Genomic DNA, 18,330 nt, shown 5'->3' with positions numbered 1-18,330 from the left:
CTTTCAGCGAACAGATTTTGAAATCTGTTCGCTGAAAGTCGTCGCCTGTTCGCGCGCCCCGCTCCCGCCCGCCGCCACTCCTTCACCCGGCCGCCGCCCGTCGACCAGCGGCGGGACCTCGCGCGGGGCGGCGGCGACAGCGCGCCACCACAGGCGCAGGGCGGGCGGGCGCGCGGGTTCGAAGGGCTTGCCGGGGCGGGGCACCGCGAGCCGGGCACCGAGCGCCTGGGCCGCGGTGACCACCCGCTCCGCGGGCTCCTCCCAGGGGTGCAGCGCGAGGTTGAAGGTGCACCAGTGGATCGGCAGCAGCAGCGCGCCGCCCAGGTCCAGGTGCGCCCGCACGCCCTCCTCGGGGGTCATGTGCACCTCGGGCCAGAAGTCGCTGTACGCGCCGACCTGCATCATCGTCGCGTCGAACGGGCCGAGCCGGCGGCCGATCTCGGCGAAGCCGGGGAAGTAGCCGGTGTCCCCGCTGTGGAAGATCCGCCGTCCGCCGCCGGCCACCACCCAGGACGCCCACAGGAACAGCGAGCTGGTGCGCGGCCCGCGGCTGCAGTAGTGCCGGGCCGGTGTGGCGGTCAGGGTCAGCCCGGCGACCTCGGCCGACTCCCACCAGTCCAGTTCGACGATCCGCTCGGCCGGTACGCCCCAGTGCTCCAGGTGCGCCCCGACCCCGAGCGGCACGGCGAACACCGCGTCCGTCCCGATCAGAGCCCGGACGGTGTCCATGTCGAGGTGGTCGTAGTGGTCGTGGGAGATCACGACCACGTCCACCGGCCCGAGTTCGGACAGCGGCAGCGGCACCGGGTGCAGCCGCTTGGGCCCGGTCCAGGAGAAGGGGGAGCAGCGCTCGCCCCAGACCGGGTCGAGCAGCACCCGCCGCCCGCCGATCTCGGCCAGCACGGAGGCGTGCCCCAGCCAGGTCAGCCGCAGTCCGGACTCCGGCGGCGCGGCCAGATCGACCGGGAGCAGCCGGTGCAGCGGAATGGCGGCGGTCGGCCTCCGGCGGGCCTTGTCCCCGGTCAGCTGGGCGTGGGTGATCTCCAGCGGGCTGCGCTCGTACACCAGGCGGCGGGTGGGCACCGGGTTGTGGAAGGCGCCGTCGGCGAACTGCGGGGAGCGGCGGATGCGGGCCAGCCGCTCACCCCTGGGTTCGGCGCCGAAGGGGTCGGTCCGGACCCGGTGCCAGGCGGCCCGGGGCAGTCCGGCCAGACCGGGGACGGCGCGCTCGGCGGCGGGGCCGGTGGTCGGCGGGGCGAACTGCGAGGACAGACCGGCGAGGCGGGAGAACCACGGGGCTGGGCGGGGCACGGCTCCTCCAGGGACGGTCACGGCTACCGGGCGGGCCGGGGCGCTCAGCGCAGCGCCCGACGGGGCTGCTGCGATACGACAACCATCTCGTCGGAGGTTACTCGTCGTGGGCCGTCCGGACCTGGTGGAGGGCCCGGCGCGGTCCAATCGGGGGACCCGGGAGGAACGGGTCGCACGCCGTCGCCCGGGCCCGCCCGCTCCACCCAGGCCCGCGCGCCCCCGGCCCGGCCCCGCACGCCTGCCGGTCCGGGCACGCCTGCCGGCCCGCGCGCCCACGGCCCGGGTGGGCGCGCTCCCGTCAGGCGTAGAAGCGGGTGATCGTCTCCGCGACGCAGTGCGGCTTGGTGCTCCCCTCGCTGACCACGGTGAACCGCACCACCGCCTGGACGCCGCCCGGCACCTCGGTGGCCGAGAGCAGCTCGGCGGTGGCCCTGATCGCGGTGCCCACCGGCACCGGGGCGGGGAAGCGCACCTTGTCGGAGCCGTAGTTCAGCGCCATCCGCACGCCCTCGACGGCGTAGCACTCCTTCGCCAGCACCGGGATCATCGACTGGGTCAGGTAGCCGTGTGCGATGGTCGAGCCGAACTGGCTGTCCTTGGCCCGCTCCGGGTCCACGTGGATCCACTGGTGGTCGCCGGTCGCCTCGGCGAACAGGTCGATCTGCCGCTGCTCGATGGTGTGCCACTGGCTGGTGCCCAGCTCGGTGCCGACGGCGGCGGACAGCTCGGCGAGGGAGGCGAAGGTCGTCACGGTGAGCTCCTGGTGGGGACGGGCCCGGGGAGGGGTCAGGACGCCGGAAGCGTATGCCTACCCACCGGTATCTGTCAGGAGCCGAACGGAAAACCGGTGTTCATGGGCCCGGCGGCGTCCGCGCTCCCCAGGCCTACCTGCCCGGCACCCATCCGCCCGGCGTCCATCCGCCCGGCACCCACCTGCCCGGCGTCCATCCGCCCGGCGCCCGAAGGCCGCCGCGTCTGGCGGGCCAGGGCGCCCGGCCCGGTCGGGAACAGCCGACGGCCGCTCACCAGCTCCGGCACCAGCGCGACGAACAGCGGCTCCGGATCGCCCACCCAGGGCCGCAGTCCTGAGCGCAGCACCCGCCGGACCTGCTCGGGGTCCGTCATCACGTCGGCCCGCCCGTGCACCAGGACGCTCCACCCGGTGCGGGTGGCCGGGTCCAGCAGATCCGCCTGGAAGGCCACCACCGTGCCGTCAAGCCCGCGCGCGGTGGCACTTCCACGGCGCACGGCGAGCACCAGCCGCCCGTCCAGGACCTCGAAGGAGACCGGCAGGACGGCCGGCAGCGCGTGCTCGGTGTACACCACGCGCCCGACGGGCACGGTGCTGAGCAGCCGCAGGCACTCGGCCTCGCTCAGGGTCTCCACACGGTCCTCACGCTCCATGCGTCCGATCGTCCTCGGTCGGCGCGCGTACCGATAGGGCCCATGGTCCCTGAGCGGACGGGCCGGGAGCCCCGTCGGAGGCCGTCGGGGGCGGTAGCCTGCCCGGCGGGTGGAGAAACGGTGGAGGAGGGGGACGGCCGGATGGCGGGCGGGGTCGATCTGGTGGTGATCGGGGCGGACGGCGGCCCCGACCGGGCCTTCGGGGGTGCGGCGCTCGCACCGGACGGCGCCCGGCTGCTCGCCGAGGTGCTGCCCGGGATGTGCTTCGACACCGGAGCGGCCGGCTGCAGGGTCACCACGGTGCCGCCGGACGCGGACGCCAACGCCATGCTTACCGCCGTCCGGGACGCCGCCCAGCACCCCGGCCGCTGGCTGCTGGTCTGCCTGGTCGGCCAGTTGGTGGCCGACCCGCGCGGGCGCCGACTCGCCCTGGTCACCGCCGGCAGCACCGCCGACAACGCCTACCGCCGGGGCCTGGCCTGGGACTGGGTGGTCAGCGCGATGGTGCACGGCGACCAGGAGGAGGCCCTGCTGCTGGTCGACGCGGTGGCCGACCGGGACACCTGGGCGGCGGTGGAGAACGGCGAGGACGGCGCCGGCGAACTGTTGAGCTACTCCAGGGTCCCGCTGTGGGGCCGGATCGGCCGCTACGCCCCGGGGAACCGTTACGCCCCGGGCAGACGCGGCCGGGACGCCGTACTGCCGGGTGGGGAGGGCTCGTTCAGCCGGGCTCTGACCACCGTCCTGCGCCAGGGCGTCCCGGGTGCCCCCGCGGCCGTCGCCCCGCTCGATCTCCAGCCGGCCGTGGCCGCCCTGACGGGCGGTGGAGAACCGGTCGGTAGTTCGGGTGCGCCTGGCGCGCGCCTGCTCGTTCCGCCGCACGCCGGGCGGCTTCTGATGCGCAATCGGGCCGCGGTTCGGGGCGCATTGGCCGGATTGTCGCTTTCCGAGGAACTGTTGGCCGTTCTGTGGCGGGAAAGTGCCCCGACGGAACCGCCTTCCGCGTAAGGTCAGGGGGCCTGAGGTGTTGCCGTGATGGGGTGGGTTGGCGAAGAATCGATCCCCAGCGGAAACACCGGTGGGACGGCGGAATTCTCCTGGCGGCCGTGGATCACGGATCAGGTCGGTCGCAATGAGGTGGGGCCATGCGGCAGCGCGGAAATGTGTTGCGCCCTGGGGCGGTTGGGGTCGGTGGGGCGGTACTGGTGTTGCTGCTCGGCGCCTGTGCGAGCGGTGGTGCGGGTGGTTCCGTCGATCGCCTCGGGTCGACTGCGCCCACCGTCGCGGGAGCGGATCCGCTAACTCCTTCGAGTGGTTCGGTAAACGGCTCGATCGCGCCGACCAGCGGCCCGGAAGGGGCCATGGGGCGGCTGGCCCTGAAGGCGTATCAGGATTGGTGGCAGGCCCAGGCGGACGTCTTCGGGCGTGCGGATTCGGACGGCTACGGACTGGAGCAGTACTCCTCCGGCCGGGCGCTGTCCGACAGCCTGGTAAGTCTCCGTCAACTACGCGACGCCAAAGCGGTCATGACCGGAGCACCGCGCAATTCCGCGGTGGTCAAGGCCATCGACCTGAAAGCCGATCCGCAGACCGCCGTGATCGAGGACTGTGTCGACCTGTCGGACTGGCACCGCGTCGATGCCGTGACCGGGGCCGCCAAGGACCCCGGATCCCGCCTGAACCGGTACGTCGCCACCGCGTCCCTGCGCTGGTTCCAAGCACATTGGTTGATCAACGACTTCAAGCGGGAGGTGGACCGGACATGCTGAACGCGCGGAAACCGGCCCGGCGGATCGCGATCGCCGTGTCGATGTCGGCCGGCCTGCTGCTGTCCTCGGCGGTGAACGCGTCCGCGGACGAACCACCGGGCGGCGGGGCCGAACAGTGCTACCCGACCGTGATCTGCGTGGACGTCCACTCCGGTGGAACGACCCCCGGGCCCGGCGGATCCCAGCCCGGCGGCGGTTCGGATACCGGGCCGCAGCTGTGCGACTACCACCAGGTCACCTGGGCCTGCCACGACCCCGAGCTGGGCTGGTTCAGCAGCAGCAAGGGCTGCTACTTCCGCCCGCTGGACAACCCGCCGGCCGCGGGCGACCCGGCGTGGGGCGGCCACGACCCGAAGGACGGCGCGCTCTACACGAAGGTCTGCCCGCAGACCGACGGGGGCATGGGCGGCGCCGAGATCGTCTTCGAGGCCACCACGCCGGGGCAGGACGTCACCACGGAGGCCAGGGTCATCGAGCGGGCCACCGACCAGGTCCACTTCACGCCGCCGGTGGGCCGGGCCGCACCCCAGAACACCGCGGTGGTCAACGCCCCGGTCTGGCTCTGGGCGGACGGCGCCGCGCTGCCGGGCGTCGGCCACGCGGAGCTCGCGGGCATCGCGGTCACCGTCACGCCCCGGCTGGTGAAGGCGGACTGGAGCTTCGGCGGCAACCTCCAGACCTCCTGCGCCACGACCGGCACGCCGTACGACCCCAAGTACGGCGACGCGAAGTCCCCGGACTGCGGCTACGAGTTCAGGACCAGCTCGGCCGGCGAGAAGAACGGCGTCTTCAACGCCACGGTGACCATGCAGTGGGAGGCCACCGTGGTGGTCACCGGAGGGCCGAACCCGCGGACGTTCAAGCTCCGGGGCATCAGGCGGAGCAGCACTCCCTTCCAGCTCAAGGTCGCCGAGATGCAGGTGCTCAACTGAGCGCGCCCGAACGGGAGCGGCCGGCCGACCGCTCCCGGGTGGTGGCGCCGGTACGGCGATTCACACACTGACCAGCCAGACCAGCCAGACCAGCCAGACCAGCCAGACCAGCCTGACCGGCCAGACGAGCCGGAGACGAACGAGGGAAGGGCGGAACCCGGTGGAGAACCGTACGTTCGCGACGCCGGGATCCGGCACCTCCGCGGGCGCGGCGGCGTCCGTGCCGCTCCCGGAGCAGCCGGAGCAGGGCGGCCGGGGCAAGGGCCGGGGGCGGGCCGTGCCGCACGCGCCCGGGCGGACCATGCGGGCGCGGCGGCGGCGCCCGGCGGTGCTGGCGATGGCGGTCGCGCTGATCGCGGCCGGCGGACTGGGCGGGGCCGTCCTCTACAACAGCACCGGCCAGCGGGTCGCGGTGCTGGCACTGGCCCGGGACGTGCCGTGGGGACAGGTGATCACCGAGGACGACCTGGTGGTCGCCCGGATCGCGGGGGACCCGGCGCTGCACCCGGTCTCGGCCCAGGACCGGGCGAAGGCGGTCGGCATGCGGGCCGCCACCGACCTCAAGCGCGGCGCGATGCTCACCGGCTCCGACCTCGCCCAGGGCCTGTCGCTGCAGCCCGGGCAGATCGTCGTCGGCGTGTCGGCCAAGCGCAGCCAGCTGCCCGCCAGCCGGCTGCAGCCCGGCGTCCAGCTGGTCATCGTCTTCACCCCCGACAACGGCCGGGCCGACTCGCTGCCCGCCACGGTGATCACCGTCGGCCGGGTGGACACCGACGGCAGCCAGGTGATCGACGTGGCGGTCGGCACCGCGGACGGGCCCCGGCTGGCGCAGTGGGTGGCGAGCGGGCGGATCCAGGTACTGCTCGCGCCCCGCGGCGCGGCGGCCGGTGCCCCTGCGGCCGGTGCCGCGCCGGCCCCGGCGGCGAGCGGCGCGCCCTCGGCCGCCGCCGGCACCCCGGGCGCCCCCGCACCCGGCACCCCCGCGCCCGGTGCCGCCACCCCGGGCGCCGCCACCTCCGGCGGTGCCTCGCCCGGAGCGCCGGCCGCGACGGGCGGTGCCTGATGGCCGTGATCGCGGTGGTCGGCGGCCCGGGCGCACCGGGAGCGACCACCACCGCCCTGGCGCTGCTGCTGTCCTGGCCGCTGCAGCCCGGCCGGCGGATCCTGCTGGTCGAGGCCGACCCGGACGGCGGCGCGGTGCTCGCCGGCGCCCTGGAGGGCCGGGTCGAGGCGGTGTACGGGCTGCGCAACCTGGCCGTCGCCGACCGCCGCGGGCTGCTCGCGCAGACCATCTGGGAGCAGCTGATCGACCTCTCGCCCGAGGGCGGCGCCGAGCGGCTGCTGCTGCCCGGGCTGACCGACCCCACCCAGGCGCCCGGCCTCGCCTACACCTGGGAGCCGCTCGCCGAACTGCTGCGCGGCGTGGAACAGCAGGGCTACGACGTCATCGTGGACCTCGGCCGCTCCGGCGCCACCGGCCACAGCGCGGTGCTGGCCCGCCGCGCCGACGTGGTGGTGGCGACCGTGCGCACCACGCTGCGCGGGCTGAGCTCGGTCCGGCCCCGGCTCGCCGCCCTGGCCGAGGACCTGGCCTCGGCCGGCACCGGGGCGGACGCGCTCGGGCTGCTGCTGGTCGCCGAGGGGCCGTACACGCGGGCGGAGGTGTCCCGAGAGCTCGGGCTGCCGGTGCTCGGGGTGCTGCCGCACGCCCTCCGGACGGCGAAGGTGCTCTCCGACGGCGGGGACACCACCGACCGGCGGTTCATCCGCTCGGAGCTGATGCGGACGGCGCGGTCGGCGGCGGACGAGGTGCAGCTGCTGATCCGCCGTCGGCGCCAGCGGCTCGCGCCGGGCGTCGCGCAGGACGCGGCGCCGGCCCAGCTGACGGCGGGCGGTGCGGCGGGTGGTCCGGCGGCCCCGGTCGCGGCGGCGGTGCCGACGCCCCCCGCCCCGACCACCCCCGCCCCGACCACCCCCGCCCCGACCAGCCCCGCCCCGACCACCCCCGCCCCGACGGCTCCGGTGCCGGCCCCGCCGATACCGACCCCGTCCGTGCCGATGGCGCCGCAGCAGTCGATGCCGTCGCAGCCCTCGCCGCCGTCGCAGCCGTCGATGCCCGTGCCCTCGGCCGGGCCCACGCCCTCGCCCGCGCCGGGCCCGTACGAGCAGTCGGCGTACGGGCAGTCGGCGTACGGGCAGGGCGGCCGGCCGGGGTACGCGCAGCCGGGGTACGACCAAGCCGGGTACGTCTCGGGTGGTGGGTACGGGCAGGGTGGCCACGGCCAGGCCCCGTACGCCTCGGGCGGGTACGGCGCGGCGGCCCACAGCCGCGCCGCGCAGGGGCAGTCCATGCAGGGCCAGTACGCACAAGGACAGTTCACACAGGGCCAGTTCACGCACGGCCGGTCCGGCTACGGGACGGCCGAGGGCGAGCAGCCCTCGTACAGCCCGCCGCAGCCCGTCCCGCCGGTGATCACCACAGGACCGGTGGCGCCGCTGGCCGGGCTCGCCCCGCAGCCGGCCGCGCCGGCGCCGTTCCCGGCCCACGTCCAGTCCGCCCCGTACGGCGAGCCGGACGACCGGTACCCGCTCCAGCAGCCGAGTGTGACGGACCGTGGGGACGATCCCGACGGTCCGTACCCGCCGAACCCCGGGGAGGTGCTCCGTGCGCGGTAGCCCCCTGCACCAGCGTCCCGCCTCCGATCCGGCCGCGCTGCCCTGGAGCACGCCGGTGCCCACACCGGCGCCGGCGCCCGGCCCGGTCGCCCCGCCGCACGGGTACCAGCCCGGCCCGGTCGCGCCCCAGCCGGCCTCCGCCCAGCCCGTAGCGCCGCAGCCCGTCCCGCCCGGCACGGCCGGGCCCACCGCCGTGCCCTCCCAGCTGCCCTCGCTGGACCTGCGCGGCGCCGCCACCCGGCCCGCCGTCGACCCGCAGGTCGCCCGCGAGCTCAAGCGCCAGGTCGCGGCCGAACTGCACCAGCAGATCACCCGGTTGACCGCCGCCTCCGGCTCCGACCCGGACCGCGCCACCCGCCGCCAGCGCGGCCGGGCGCTGATCGAGGAGGCCGTCGCCCGGTGGTCCGACGCGTACGCCCAGACCCACGGCATCCCGCCCACCCGGGAGCAGGACCGCGCCCTCGCCGAGGCCGTCTTCGACCTGCTGTTCCGCGCCGGCCGGCTCCAGCCCTACCTGGACGACCCGGAGATCGAGAACATCCTGATCAACGGCTGTGACGATGTCTGGGTCTCCAAGGTGCACCAACCCCTGCGCCAGGTACCGCCGGTGGCCGACAGCGACGCCGAACTCGTCGAGCTGCTCCAGGACCTGGCCCGCCAGCACGGCGGCGGCGAGCGCAGCCTGTCCACCGCCAGCCCGACCCTCGCCCTGCGCCTGGAGGGCGGCATGCGCCTCCAGGCGCTCACCGAGGTGACGCCCCGCCCGTACGTGGCGATCCGACGCCACCGGGTGGCCTCCGCAACCCTGCCCGAGATGGTCGAACTCGGCACCCTGGACGCCACCTTGGCGGCCTTCCTGGCCGCCGCGATCCGGGCCAGGAAGAACGTCATGATCACCGGCACCCAGGGCGTCGGCAAGACCAGTCTGCTGCGCGCGATGGCCGCCGAGATCCCGCCGGACGAGCGGATCGGCACCCTGGAGTCGGAGTTCGAACTCTGGCTGCACACCCTCGGCCACCTGCGCCAGGTCGTCCCGATGGAGGCCAGGGAGGGCAACGGCGAACGCGTCGAAGGGCGCCTGGCCGGGGAGTTGAGCATCGGCGACCTCATCCCGGCCGCACTGCGCATGACGCTCTCCCGGATCATCGTCGGGGAGGTCCGCTCCGGCGAGGTCGTCCCGATGCTGCGGGTGATGACCAACGGCGAGGGCGGCTCGATGTGCACCCTGCACGCCCGCGGCCCGCACATGGTCGTCGACCGCATCGCCGAACTCTGCCTGGAATACGGCTCGCACATGACCGACTCACTCGCCTACCGGCTCACCGCCAACGCCCTGGACCTCATCGTGCACGTCACCATGGTCGACGAGACCGCCGTCGGCGGCCGCCGGCACCGCTTCGTGTCCCACGTCCTGGAGGTCACCGGCCTCGGGGAGAGCGGCCGGCCCGCGCTGAACACCGTTTTCGGCCCCCGGCCGGACCTCGGTGAGCCGCGGGCCGTCCCGCACACCCCGCCGCAGTGCCTGGACGACCTGCGCCGGGCCGGCTTCGACGCCTCGCTGCTCGGCTCCCGGTACGGGAGTTGGGCCACCCCGCTGCAGCTGCGGATCGGCGGTGGCGCGCGGTGATGCTGCTCTTCGCCCTGTGCGGGCTGGCGCTCGCGGGCGGCCTGGTCGCCCTGGTGGTCTGGGCCCGCGGCAGCGAGCCCGGCGACGAGGACGGGGCCGAACCGGCGGTCAACCCGCTGGCCGGCCGCCTCCACGTGTTCTGGTACGGCGCCCCCGGGACGGCCGCGAACCGGATGGTGCGGCTGCGCCGCGTCCAACTGCCGCTCGCGCTCGCCGGGGCGCCGCTGGCCTGGCTGTTCACCGGCATCCCGCTGACCGCGCTGCTGGTGCCGCTGGCCGTCTTCGGCCTGCCCTGGCTGTTCGACACCACCCGCCCGGACACCCACCGGATCGAGCGGCTGGAGGCGCTCTCCGAGTGGACCCAGCGGATCGCCGACGTGCTGCTGCTCGGCGTCGGACTCAACCAGGCCATCGTCACCAGCCGCCGCACCGCCCCGGCCGCCCTGGAGGACGAGATCGGCGAACTGGCCGCCCGGCTGCAGGCCCGCTGGCGGCCCGAGGAGGCGCTGCGCGCCTTCGCCGACAGCCTTGCCGACGCCACCGCCGACAAGGTCCTCGCCGCGCTCGTGCTGCGGGCCGGGGACAGCGGCCCCGGACTCGCCCGTACCCTCTCCGACATGGCCGACTCGGTGCGCGAGGAGGTCCGCCAGCGCCGCGCCATCGAGGCCGACCGGGCCAAGCACCGGACCACCATCCGCTGGCTGGTCGGCATCATCGTGCTGGTCGTCACGGTCGGCTCCTTCAACACCGAGTACACCCGGCCGTACGGGACCTTCCTCGGCCAGGTGGTGCTCGCCGTCGTCGCAGCCCTGTTCGTGGCGATCATCGCCTGGATGCGGGCGCTGGCCTCCCACCCGCCGGTGCCCCGGCTGCTGACACCGGACCGGCGCAGCAGGAGCGGGCGGCGGTCCGCCGCACCGGCGACCGAGCCGCAGCCGGCCGAACTGCTCGGGGAGGTCCGGTGATCTCCCCCTGGTCCGTGCTGGCCGGCGCCGCCGCGGCCGGCGGCCTCGCCCTCCTGGTCGCCGAACTGCGCCCGGCGCCCCCGGACCTGCGCCAGGCACTGGACCGGCTGCACGCCACCCCCGCCGACCGCGAGCAGCACCCGGACGAGCGGCCCCGCTGGTACGACCGGATCGGCGAACGGTCCGTCCACCTGCGCGGGGTCTCCGTCCCGCGCCGCGAACTCGCCCTGATCGGCCGCACCCCGGCCCGGTTCATGGTGCACAAGCTGCTGTTCGCCGCGCTCGGCCTGATGCTCCCCGCCTACCTGGGCGCGATGGCCGTGCTGATGGACGTCGGCCTGCCGTTCGCGCTGCCGCTCGTCATCGGCCCGCTGCTGGCCGGACTGCTCTGGTTCGTCCCGGACGCCATCGTGCGCGGCGAGGCCAAGGAGGCGCGCACCGAGTACCTGCACGGCATCGCCGCCTACCTGGAACTCGTCGCGATGGAGCGGGCCGCCGACTGCGGCCCCGCCGAGGCGCTGCGCCGGGCCGCCTCGGTCGGGCAGGGTGCGGTGTTCCGGCGGATCCGCGACGCCCTGGAACGCGCGGCCACCGACCGGCTCCCGCCGTGGGCCGGACTCGACGCGCTCGCCGAGGAGTTGGGGCTGAGCCCGCTCCAGGACGTGGCCGACATCATGCGGCTGTCCGGCAACGACGGCGCCGCCGTGTACGACACCCTGCGGGCCCGCGCCAAGGGCCTGCGCGGGGAACTGCTCGCCGAGGACCTCGCCCGCGCGAACGCCGACAGCGAACGGATGGTCGCGCCCGGGGCCGCGCTGACCCTCCTGATGACCGTCCTGATCGTCTTCCCCGCCCTGCACCAGATGCTCAACTGACCGTGCCCACAGCCTCGTTCACGCCCTTCCGGGGCCCTATCGGCCCGGTCGGAGCAGCCGGCACCACCCGCCACACACCACACCACACCACACCGCCACACTCCCGGAGATCCCGATGACCGTACGACTCGTCCAGCTGGCAGATCGGGTGCTGCGCCCCGTTCTGCTACCGGTCCAGTTCGCGCTGCTGCTGTTCACCTTCCGGCTCGGCCGGCTGCGGGCCGCCCGCGCGCGCGGCGACCGCGGAGCGATCAGCATCGAACTCGCCCTGGCCATCATCGCGTTGGTGTTCGTCGCGGGCGCCGTGGCGACCGCGCTCTACCTGCTGAAGGACAAGGTCGTCAAGAAGGTCGAGCAGGACCCGAACATGCCGGGCGGCGGCGCGGGCGCGGGCGCGGGCGGCGCCACCCAGTGACGCGTCCTGCTCTCCGCCGCAGGGGCGACCGGGGGGCGATGAGCCTGAGCCTGGCCATCGTCTTCCCGGTCGTCCTGCTGCTCCTGCTGCTCGTCGTCCAGGCCGCGCTGATCTGGTACGACCGGCAGGTCGCGCTCACCGCCGCCCGCGAGGGCGTGGACGCCGGCCGGGTGCAGGGCAGTGCGACGGACGGCGAGAAGAACGAGGCGGCCCAGCGGCAGGCCCGCGACTTCCTCGACCGGCAGGGCGTGCACGGGTACACGGTGCGCACCGACGGCAGCACGGCGCAGACCATCAGGGTCACCGTGCGGTTGAACCCGCCGCTGCTGATACCGGGGCTCAGGGCGCCCGCCGTCACCCAGTTCGCCGAGGCGCCGCGAGAGCGTTTCGTGGCACCGGTGGTGACGCCGTGACGGGCGTGACGGGCGTGACGGGCGTACCGGCGGCACAGGCGGCACAGGGGGCGCCGGGCGGCGGTCGCCGGCCGCGGTCCCGTCTTCGGTTCCGGTCACGTCCACGTCCGCGCAGGCGGGACCGGGGCGGGATCGCGATCGAGGCGGCGATCGTCGTGCCGGGCGTGGTCGGACTCGTCCTGGTGGCCATCGCCGCCGGGCGGGTGCAGTCCACGGCCGGCACCGTGGAGGCCGCCGCCCGGGCCGCGGCCAGGACCGCCTCCCTGCAGCGCAGCGTGGACGGCATGGACCAGCCGGCCAGGGACTCCGCCCTCGCGACGCTGCGCCAGCAGGGCGTGTCCTGCCGCAACGGTGACGTGCGGGTCGGCAGGGGGGAACTGAACCTGCCGGGCGGACCGGTCACGACCGTCACCGTCACGGTGGTCTGCGACGTGGAACTGGCCGACCTGCTCGGCGGACCGTCCGGGGTACCCGTGACGAAGCACCTCGTCGGCGAGTTCACCTCGGTGGTGGACCGTTACCGGGGCACATGACGGCGCGCGGCGCCGTCACCCGGAAGACGGGGGATTGGAGACGGCCCGTGCGGGGGAGACGCAAGCGGAGAGCGCCCGGGGGATGACACAACGGTACCGAGCGGCGCCCGGTGGGGGCCGGTGGGGAGAGCATCGTGCGAAGCGGGGGGAGGAGACGGGAGTGGTGAGCCGTCTGCGGCGACGGCTGTCGGCGCGCCGGTCCGACCGGGGCGCGGTGGCCCTCTTCGTGGCGATCTGCGCGGCGTACGTCGTGCTCGTCATCGCCCTGGTGATCGACGCCGGCGGCCGGCTGCGGGTCGCCGAGCGGACCGACGCCTACGCCCTGGAGGCCGCGCGGGTCGGCGGCCAGCAGCTCGACCGGGCGGCCGTCCTGCAGGGCAAGGGCTTCAAGGTCCAGGAGAAGTACGTCCGGGACGCCGCCGACGCCTACCTCGCCCTGTACGGCCTGCGGGCGGGCGAGGTCGAGTTCTCCGGCGACGGCAAGGTCGTCACCGTCACCGTGCGGGCCGACTACCGCCCCGTCCTGCTGGGCGCCCTCGGGGAACGGAAGGTAACGGGCAAGGGCAGTGCGACCCTCGTCCACGGAGTCGAGAAAGCGGAGACCGACTGATGGCCGCGCCACGTGCCAAGGACCAGGCCCGTACCGCCCAGGCCCGTACCGGCCGGGCCGGGACGTCCCATCGCGCCGGCGGCGCCCGAGGGCCCGCCGCCCCGGCGCCCCGACCACCCCGCGGGCGCGGCCGTGCGGTGATCACCGCGCTCGGCGCGCTGGTCACCCTGCTCGCCCTGCTGTTCGGCGTCCCCGCGCTGCTGCTGTACGGCACGGAGGCGGTCGCCGGGATGGGCGAGGTCGCCTCGGGCGGGGTGGGCGAGGCGCTCACCAGTCCGGACGACGGAAGTCTGTTCCTGTGGGCGCTGGTGGTCGTCGGCTGGATCGCCTGGGCCTGCTTCGCGCTCTCCGTCCTGCTGGAGATCCCGGCCCAGCTGCGCGGCCGGATCGCCCGCCGCATCCCCGCCTTCGGCTGGAGCCAGCGGCTCGCGGCCGGGCTGGTCGGCTCGGTGCTCGCGCTGGTGCCGGTGGCCGGTTCGGCCTTCGCGGCCGTTCCCGAGCCGGCCCACGGGTCAGTCGCCCAGGCCCAGTTGGCGCCGGGTGGCGCGCAGCGTGCCGCACTGCCCGCCGCGCAGGCCTCGCCGGCCCTGACGCCGGCCGCCGAGCAGCAGGCCACGTACACGGTGCGGGACGCCCGCCCGGCCGACAGTCTCTGGTCCATCGCCGAGCGCCAACTGGGCTCGGGGGAAAGGTGGGTGGAGATCGCCAAGCTCAACGACGGCCGCGTGATGGGCGATTCGGGCATCCGCTTCGACGCCGAGCGGCCGATCCAGCCAGGCTGGGAGCTGCTGATGCCGGCGGACGCCAAGCCCGACGAGGCGAGGACACCGGCGCCGGCTCCCGCCCCGGCTCCCTCGGGGGACGCCGCGCAGGGCACGCCGCAGAGCGCGCCTCAGGGGGCCCCGCAGGCCGGGACGGAGGCCGGCGGCCCCGGTGGTGCGGGCGGTTCCGGTGGGCAGCACACCGTCACCGTCCAGGCCGGGGAGAGCCTGTCGACCATCGCCCAGCGGGAGCTGGGGGACGGGGAGCAGTGGCCGAAGCTGTTCGAGGCGAACAAGGGGGCGCAGGCCCCGGACGGCGAGCAGCTGACGGATCCGGACGTGGTGGTGCCGGGGATGGTGCTCACCGTGCCGGGGACGGGGGCCGCCACTCCGGCGCCTGCTCCTGCTCCCGCTCCCGTGGACCAGGCGCCCGCTCCGGCGCCCGCTCCCGCTCCCGCTCCGGCTGCCGGGGACCAGGCCGCGGCGCAGACCCCGGCGCCGGGCGCTCCCGCGCAGGGCGCGCCGCAGTCGGCCCCGGTGCCCGCGCCCACGCACACGCCGGCGCACGCGCCCGCCGCGCACGCCGACCCGGCCGCCGACGACGACTACGGCGTCGCCCTCTCGGCCTCCACCGTCGGCGTCCTGCTCGCCGCCATCATGGTCGGCACCGTCGCCCACAAGCGCGGCACCCAGCAGCGCGCCCGCCGCCCCCGGCACCGCATCGCGATGCCCGAGGCCGAGGCCGCCGCCTTCGAGAACGAACTGATGGCCCGCCAGGACCAGGCCGGACTGGAACTGCTGGACCGCGCCCTGCGCACCCTGGCCCGCAACACCGTGCGCGGCGGCAAGCGGCTGCCCGCCATCGTCGCCGCCCGGATCACCCAGGGCCAGACCGTCGAACTGCACCTGTCCGGCCCGGCCACCCCGATCGCGCCGTTCCGCGCCGCCCACGCCGCCAACGTGTGGTGGTGCAGCGCCGACTCGGGCGACCTGCTCAGCCCCGGCCAGGCCCGGAAGACCCCCGCGCCGTACCCCGCGCTCGTCACCCTCGGCACCTCGCCGGACGGCTCGGTCGTCCTCGCCGACCTGGAGGCCGTCCGGCTGCTCCACCTGTCCGGCCACCCGGACGACGCCCGGGACGTGCTGCGCACCCTCGCCATCGAACTGGCCCACAGCCCGCTCGCCGACCGGCTCCACCTGCACCTGGTGGACCTCGCCGAGGAGGTGCCGATCAGCGGCCCGGCCGCCGAACGCGTGCACCGCCACCCCACCCTGGAGGCCGCGCTCGCCGCCCTCGGCCCGCGCACCGCCAAGGCCCGCGCCACCCTGGTCGCCGCCGAGGCCACCAGCCCGCGCGAGGCCCGCAGCCGCGGCCAGGCCGACGAGTCCTGGACGCCCGAGATCGTGCTCTGCGCCCACCAGCCCGGCGGGGACGTCCCCGCCGAGCTCGGGCGCCTGCTCGACGCCCGCCCGCGCACCTGCGTCGCCGTCATCACCCGCGCCCCCGAGCGCGGCACCGGCCCGGTCGCCCGCTGGACCCTGCCGACCTCCGGCCAGGCCGCGATCCCCGGCCTGCACCTCACGGTCGAGCTGCAGCGTCTCGACGTACGGCAGTACGACCAGGTCGCCGAGCTGCTCCGGGTCGCCGACGACACCACCCAGCACCCGGCCCCGGCCTGGACCCTGGACGGACCGGAGGACGACACCGACACCACCGAACTGCCCGCCGCCGTACCGGTACTGGCCGCCGTCGGGGTCTCGGTCGCCTCGGCGGTCCCGGCGGTCCCGGCGGTCTCGGCGGTCGGCGGGGCGTCGGCTGGTGGCGCCCCGGGCGGAGGTGCCGCTCGTGGCGGGGTCGTGGCGGGCGGGACGGACGAGGGCGCGGACGCGGCTGCCGGTCCCCGGCTGCTCGCCCGGGTCATCGGCACCGGGGCCAGCCCGTTCGCGGGCACCGATCCGGTGGCGCCGGCTCCGGCGACTGCCGCCCTGCCGCCTGCGACTCCGGCTCCGGCCCCGGTTCCCGGGTCGGCTCCGGTGCCGGCCGGCCCGGCGCGTTTCGTCGTCAACGGGCAGGGACGGCAGGCAGCCACCGACGAGACCACCCGTGACCTGCGGCGGCCTGACCCGACGGAGGGCGAAGGGGCGGACGAGCCGGGGGACTCCGCTTCGGAGTCCACGGCGACGGTCGTGCTCGCCGTCCAGCCCGTCGTGCCGCAGCCGGTCGCGCCGCGGCCGGTGGCGGGAGATCCGGTGGCGGCGGAGCGGACCGGCTCGACGACCGTCGAGGAGTCGGCGCCGCTGGCCGAGCACGCTCCGGAGTCCACTTCGGAGGCGGCTTCGGAGTCCGCCGCCGAGTCCGCCGCCGGTACCGGGCCCGCCGGGGCCACCGGGTTCGCGGAGGCCGTCGAAACCGCGGACACGGTCGGTACGGAGGAACCGGCGCCCGCCGTCGAGCCAGGCCCCGCCGCCGTCGCCCAGGTCGCCCGGACGACGCCCGGTCGCAGCGACAGCGACGACCTGCTCGCCATCCTCCGCTCCCCGGAGGCGCACGCCCCGCGCAACGCCCCCCGGATCCGGTTGCTCGGCCCGGTGGACGTCGCGGGAGCCCTCGGCGCCGCCGCACCCGGCGCGCTGCCCCGGCTCACCGAGCTCGCCGTCTACCTGGCGCTGCGGCCGGGTTCCGAACTCCACGTACTCGACCACGACCTGCACCCCGGGGCGGCGCACCTCGACCCGCACCCCACCGCGGCCGACGCCAGGAGCCCGCTGCCGGCCAAACTCTCCGACCTGGCCGACTGGTTCGGCACCTCGCCGGAGGGCCGCGCCTTCCTGCCCACCGAGGGCACCGAGGGCTACGCCTTCGCCCCGGCGGTCACCTGCGACTGGGACGAGTTCCGCAGCCTCTACCGGCGCGGCATGCGCAGCACCAGTGCCACCGCCGACGCGGCCCTCGCCCACGCCCTGGCCCTGGTCCGCGGCGCACCGTTCGCCGAGGCCCCGCCGGCCTCGTACGGCTGGGCGGAGGCCGAGCGGCAGGACATGATCGCGGCGATCGTCGACACGGCCCATGAACTGGCCGCCCGCCGCCTGCAGTACGGCGACCACCGCAGCGCCGAGGCCGCCGTCTTCCGCGGCCTCGCCGTCGCCCCGGACGTCGAACTGCTGCACCGGGACCTCTTCTACGCCTACGCCTCGGCCGGCGCCCGGGACCAACTCCTGCGCGCCGTCAACCGGTTGGACGCGCTCAGTCGCCGCACCGGCCGGGACCTGGACGCCGACACCGTCGCCCTGCTGCGGGACCTGCTCGCGGGGTCCTGAAGCGGATCGCCGACTGCCCGGTCACCCCCACGGGGGTGACCGGGCAGTCGAGTTGACTGGCCGGTGGCCGATGTGGCGGCCGTGTGGACGTCTCGCACGGATGTGGCCGGCGCACCGTGGGCTGGGACGGTGCGCCGGCCGGTCAGACCGTCCGCAGCCAGGTGTCCAGGGCTGTGAAGTCCGCTTCGGTGAGCCCTCGTCGGGGGTCCACCCGGTGGAGCAGGGCGCGGGCGGGGGAGTGCGCGGCGACCCAGCGGTCGTCGGCCTCGGTGATCTCGTCGTCCACCCAGGCGAACGGCCGTCCGCCCGCCCATTCGACCAGCGCACGGGTCTTCCAGTGCAGGCCGTCCGGTCCGTCGGGCCAGTCCGGGGTGTCCGTGTCGTCCACCGGCCAGTCCACGACGGGCAGTCGGGGCAGACCGAGCCAGGGCGCGAGGCACTCGTTGGCGTCCTCCAGCCAGGTCGTGGCCCAGACCGGCTCGGCCGGCAGGCGCAGCAGCCGCGGCCCCAACTCCGGGTCCACGCGGGCGATCAGCGGGTTCCCGGCCGCGGCCGTGCCGGACGGGACGTACGGGCTGCGGTAGGTGGGGTAGCCGCCCGGGGGCGGGGCACCGAAGGGGATCAGCGGGCCGTCCACGTCGAGGAACAGCAGGGGGCGATCGGGATCGATCATGACGGCACCATAGCGGGACGGGGCGGGCGGTGGGCGCGCCGATCGGCC

General features: G+C 75.6%; 17 protein-coding genes. 13 read left to right on the top strand and 4 right to left on the bottom strand.

Translation table 11 applies throughout. The features are described 5' to 3' along the window. Positions 1–3 precede the first annotated feature (3 nt). The 3 genes from ACWDBB_RS08370 to ACWDBB_RS08360 form a co-directional block, all read right to left on the bottom strand. Positions 4–1,212 carry an MBL fold metallo-hydrolase gene (locus ACWDBB_RS08370; protein ID WP_449788884.1) on the bottom strand — a complete coding sequence of 403 codons (1,209 nt, stop codon included), beginning with the start codon at positions 1,210–1,212 and terminating at the stop codon, positions 4–6. A 397-nt stretch (positions 1,213–1,609) separates the two neighbouring features. Next, positions 1,610–2,062, bottom strand: coding sequence for a MaoC family dehydratase (locus ACWDBB_RS08365; protein ID WP_449788811.1), 453 nt, complete (start codon positions 2,060–2,062; stop codon positions 1,610–1,612). 74 nt (positions 2,063–2,136) lie between these two features. After that, positions 2,137–2,715, bottom strand: coding sequence for a pyridoxamine 5'-phosphate oxidase family protein (locus tag ACWDBB_RS08360; RefSeq protein WP_449788810.1), 579 nt, complete (start codon positions 2,713–2,715; stop codon positions 2,137–2,139). A 120-nt stretch (positions 2,716–2,835) separates the two neighbouring features. Here ACWDBB_RS08360 and ACWDBB_RS08355 point away from each other — a divergent pair, with 120 nt between their 5' ends. The 13 genes from ACWDBB_RS08355 to ACWDBB_RS08295 all read left to right on the top strand — a co-directional run bounded on the left by ACWDBB_RS08355 (position 2,836) and on the right by ACWDBB_RS08295 (position 17,609). Next, positions 2,836–3,723 (top strand): hypothetical protein, encoded by an 888-nt coding sequence (locus ACWDBB_RS08355; protein ID WP_449788809.1) that lies wholly within the window; start codon positions 2,836–2,838, stop codon positions 3,721–3,723. Between the two features lie 137 nt (positions 3,724–3,860). Beyond that, positions 3,861–4,484, top strand: a complete 624-nt coding sequence (locus tag ACWDBB_RS08350; RefSeq protein ID WP_449788808.1) for a hypothetical protein — start codon at positions 3,861–3,863, stop codon at positions 4,482–4,484. Further along, positions 4,478–5,416 (top strand): hypothetical protein, encoded by a 939-nt coding sequence (locus ACWDBB_RS08345; protein ID WP_449788807.1) that lies wholly within the window; start codon positions 4,478–4,480, stop codon positions 5,414–5,416. Before ACWDBB_RS08350 ends, ACWDBB_RS08345 begins: the two co-directional genes overlap by 7 nt. A 160-nt stretch (positions 5,417–5,576) precedes the next feature. Next, on the top strand, positions 5,577–6,479 hold the full coding sequence (locus ACWDBB_RS08340; RefSeq protein WP_449788806.1) for an SAF domain-containing protein: 903 nt from the start codon (positions 5,577–5,579) through the stop codon (positions 6,477–6,479). Then, positions 6,479–8,092, top strand: coding sequence for a hypothetical protein (locus ACWDBB_RS08335; RefSeq protein WP_449788805.1), 1,614 nt, complete (start codon positions 6,479–6,481; stop codon positions 8,090–8,092). The genes ACWDBB_RS08340 and ACWDBB_RS08335 overlap by 1 nt, the downstream gene beginning before the upstream one ends. Further along, positions 8,082–9,719 (top strand): CpaF family protein, encoded by a 1,638-nt coding sequence (locus ACWDBB_RS08330; RefSeq protein ID WP_449788804.1) that lies wholly within the window; start codon positions 8,082–8,084, stop codon positions 9,717–9,719. The genes ACWDBB_RS08335 and ACWDBB_RS08330 overlap by 11 nt, the downstream gene beginning before the upstream one ends. Further along, a complete protein-coding gene (locus ACWDBB_RS08325) occupies positions 9,719–10,684 on the top strand; it encodes a type II secretion system F family protein (protein WP_449788803.1) in 966 nt (321 codons plus the stop codon). The genes ACWDBB_RS08330 and ACWDBB_RS08325 overlap by 1 nt, the downstream gene beginning before the upstream one ends. Further along, positions 10,681–11,559 (top strand): hypothetical protein, encoded by an 879-nt coding sequence (locus ACWDBB_RS08320; protein ID WP_449788802.1) that lies wholly within the window; start codon positions 10,681–10,683, stop codon positions 11,557–11,559. The genes ACWDBB_RS08325 and ACWDBB_RS08320 overlap by 4 nt, the downstream gene beginning before the upstream one ends. A gap of 115 nt (positions 11,560–11,674) precedes the next feature. After that, positions 11,675–11,974, top strand: a complete 300-nt coding sequence (locus ACWDBB_RS08315) for a hypothetical protein (protein WP_402408384.1) — start codon at positions 11,675–11,677, stop codon at positions 11,972–11,974. A 38-nt stretch (positions 11,975–12,012) separates the two neighbouring features. Beyond that, the gene (locus ACWDBB_RS08310) at positions 12,013–12,387 is read left to right on the top strand and encodes a TadE/TadG family type IV pilus assembly protein (protein ID WP_449788801.1); all 375 of its coding nucleotides are present in this window, start codon (positions 12,013–12,015) and stop codon (positions 12,385–12,387) included. Between the two features lie 164 nt (positions 12,388–12,551). After that, complete coding sequence (locus ACWDBB_RS08305) at positions 12,552–12,920, top strand: pilus assembly protein (protein ID WP_392875439.1); 369 nt, start codon at positions 12,552–12,554, stop codon at positions 12,918–12,920. Positions 12,921–13,080: 160 nt separating this feature from the next. After that, on the top strand, positions 13,081–13,530 hold the full coding sequence (locus ACWDBB_RS08300) for a hypothetical protein (RefSeq protein WP_449788800.1): 450 nt from the start codon (positions 13,081–13,083) through the stop codon (positions 13,528–13,530). Continuing rightward, complete coding sequence (locus ACWDBB_RS08295) at positions 13,530–17,609, top strand: LysM peptidoglycan-binding domain-containing protein (RefSeq protein WP_449788799.1); 4,080 nt, start codon at positions 13,530–13,532, stop codon at positions 17,607–17,609. Before ACWDBB_RS08300 ends, ACWDBB_RS08295 begins: the two co-directional genes overlap by 1 nt. Positions 17,610–17,751: 142 nt before the next feature. Here the strand turns inward: ACWDBB_RS08295 and ACWDBB_RS08290 are convergent, their stop codons facing one another. After that, a complete protein-coding gene (locus tag ACWDBB_RS08290; RefSeq protein ID WP_449788798.1) occupies positions 17,752–18,282 on the bottom strand; it encodes an HAD domain-containing protein in 531 nt (176 codons plus the stop codon). Positions 18,283–18,330: the final 48 nt, after the last annotated feature.

It is taken from the genome of Kitasatospora sp. NPDC001095 (assembly GCF_053598615.1).
Note: the sequence above shows the minus strand (reverse complement) of the source record. Positions and strands in the feature narration are given on the sequence as shown.

What these genes read in the sequence shown, in the direction of transcription:
- ACWDBB_RS08360 (WP_449788810.1), bottom strand. Translation starts at nt 2,715, where the DNA reads ATGGAGCGTGAGGACCGTGTGGAGACCCTGAGCGAGGCCGAGTGCCTG.
- ACWDBB_RS08350 (WP_449788808.1), top strand. Translation starts at nt 3,861, where the DNA reads ATGCGGCAGCGCGGAAATGTGTTGCGCCCTGGGGCGGTTGGGGTCGGT.
- ACWDBB_RS08345 (WP_449788807.1), top strand. Translation starts at nt 4,478, where the DNA reads ATGCTGAACGCGCGGAAACCGGCCCGGCGGATCGCGATCGCCGTGTCG.
- ACWDBB_RS08335 (WP_449788805.1), top strand. Translation starts at nt 6,479, where the DNA reads ATGGCCGTGATCGCGGTGGTCGGCGGCCCGGGCGCACCGGGAGCGACC.
- ACWDBB_RS08325 (WP_449788803.1), top strand. Translation starts at nt 9,719, where the DNA reads ATGCTGCTCTTCGCCCTGTGCGGGCTGGCGCTCGCGGGCGGCCTGGTC.
- ACWDBB_RS08315 (WP_402408384.1), top strand. Translation starts at nt 11,675, where the DNA reads ATGACCGTACGACTCGTCCAGCTGGCAGATCGGGTGCTGCGCCCCGTT.
- ACWDBB_RS08310 (WP_449788801.1), top strand. Translation starts at nt 12,013, where the DNA reads ATGAGCCTGAGCCTGGCCATCGTCTTCCCGGTCGTCCTGCTGCTCCTG.
- ACWDBB_RS08295 (WP_449788799.1), top strand. Translation starts at nt 13,530, where the DNA reads ATGGCCGCGCCACGTGCCAAGGACCAGGCCCGTACCGCCCAGGCCCGT.
- ACWDBB_RS08290 (WP_449788798.1), bottom strand. Translation starts at nt 18,282, where the DNA reads ATGATCGATCCCGATCGCCCCCTGCTGTTCCTCGACGTGGACGGCCCG.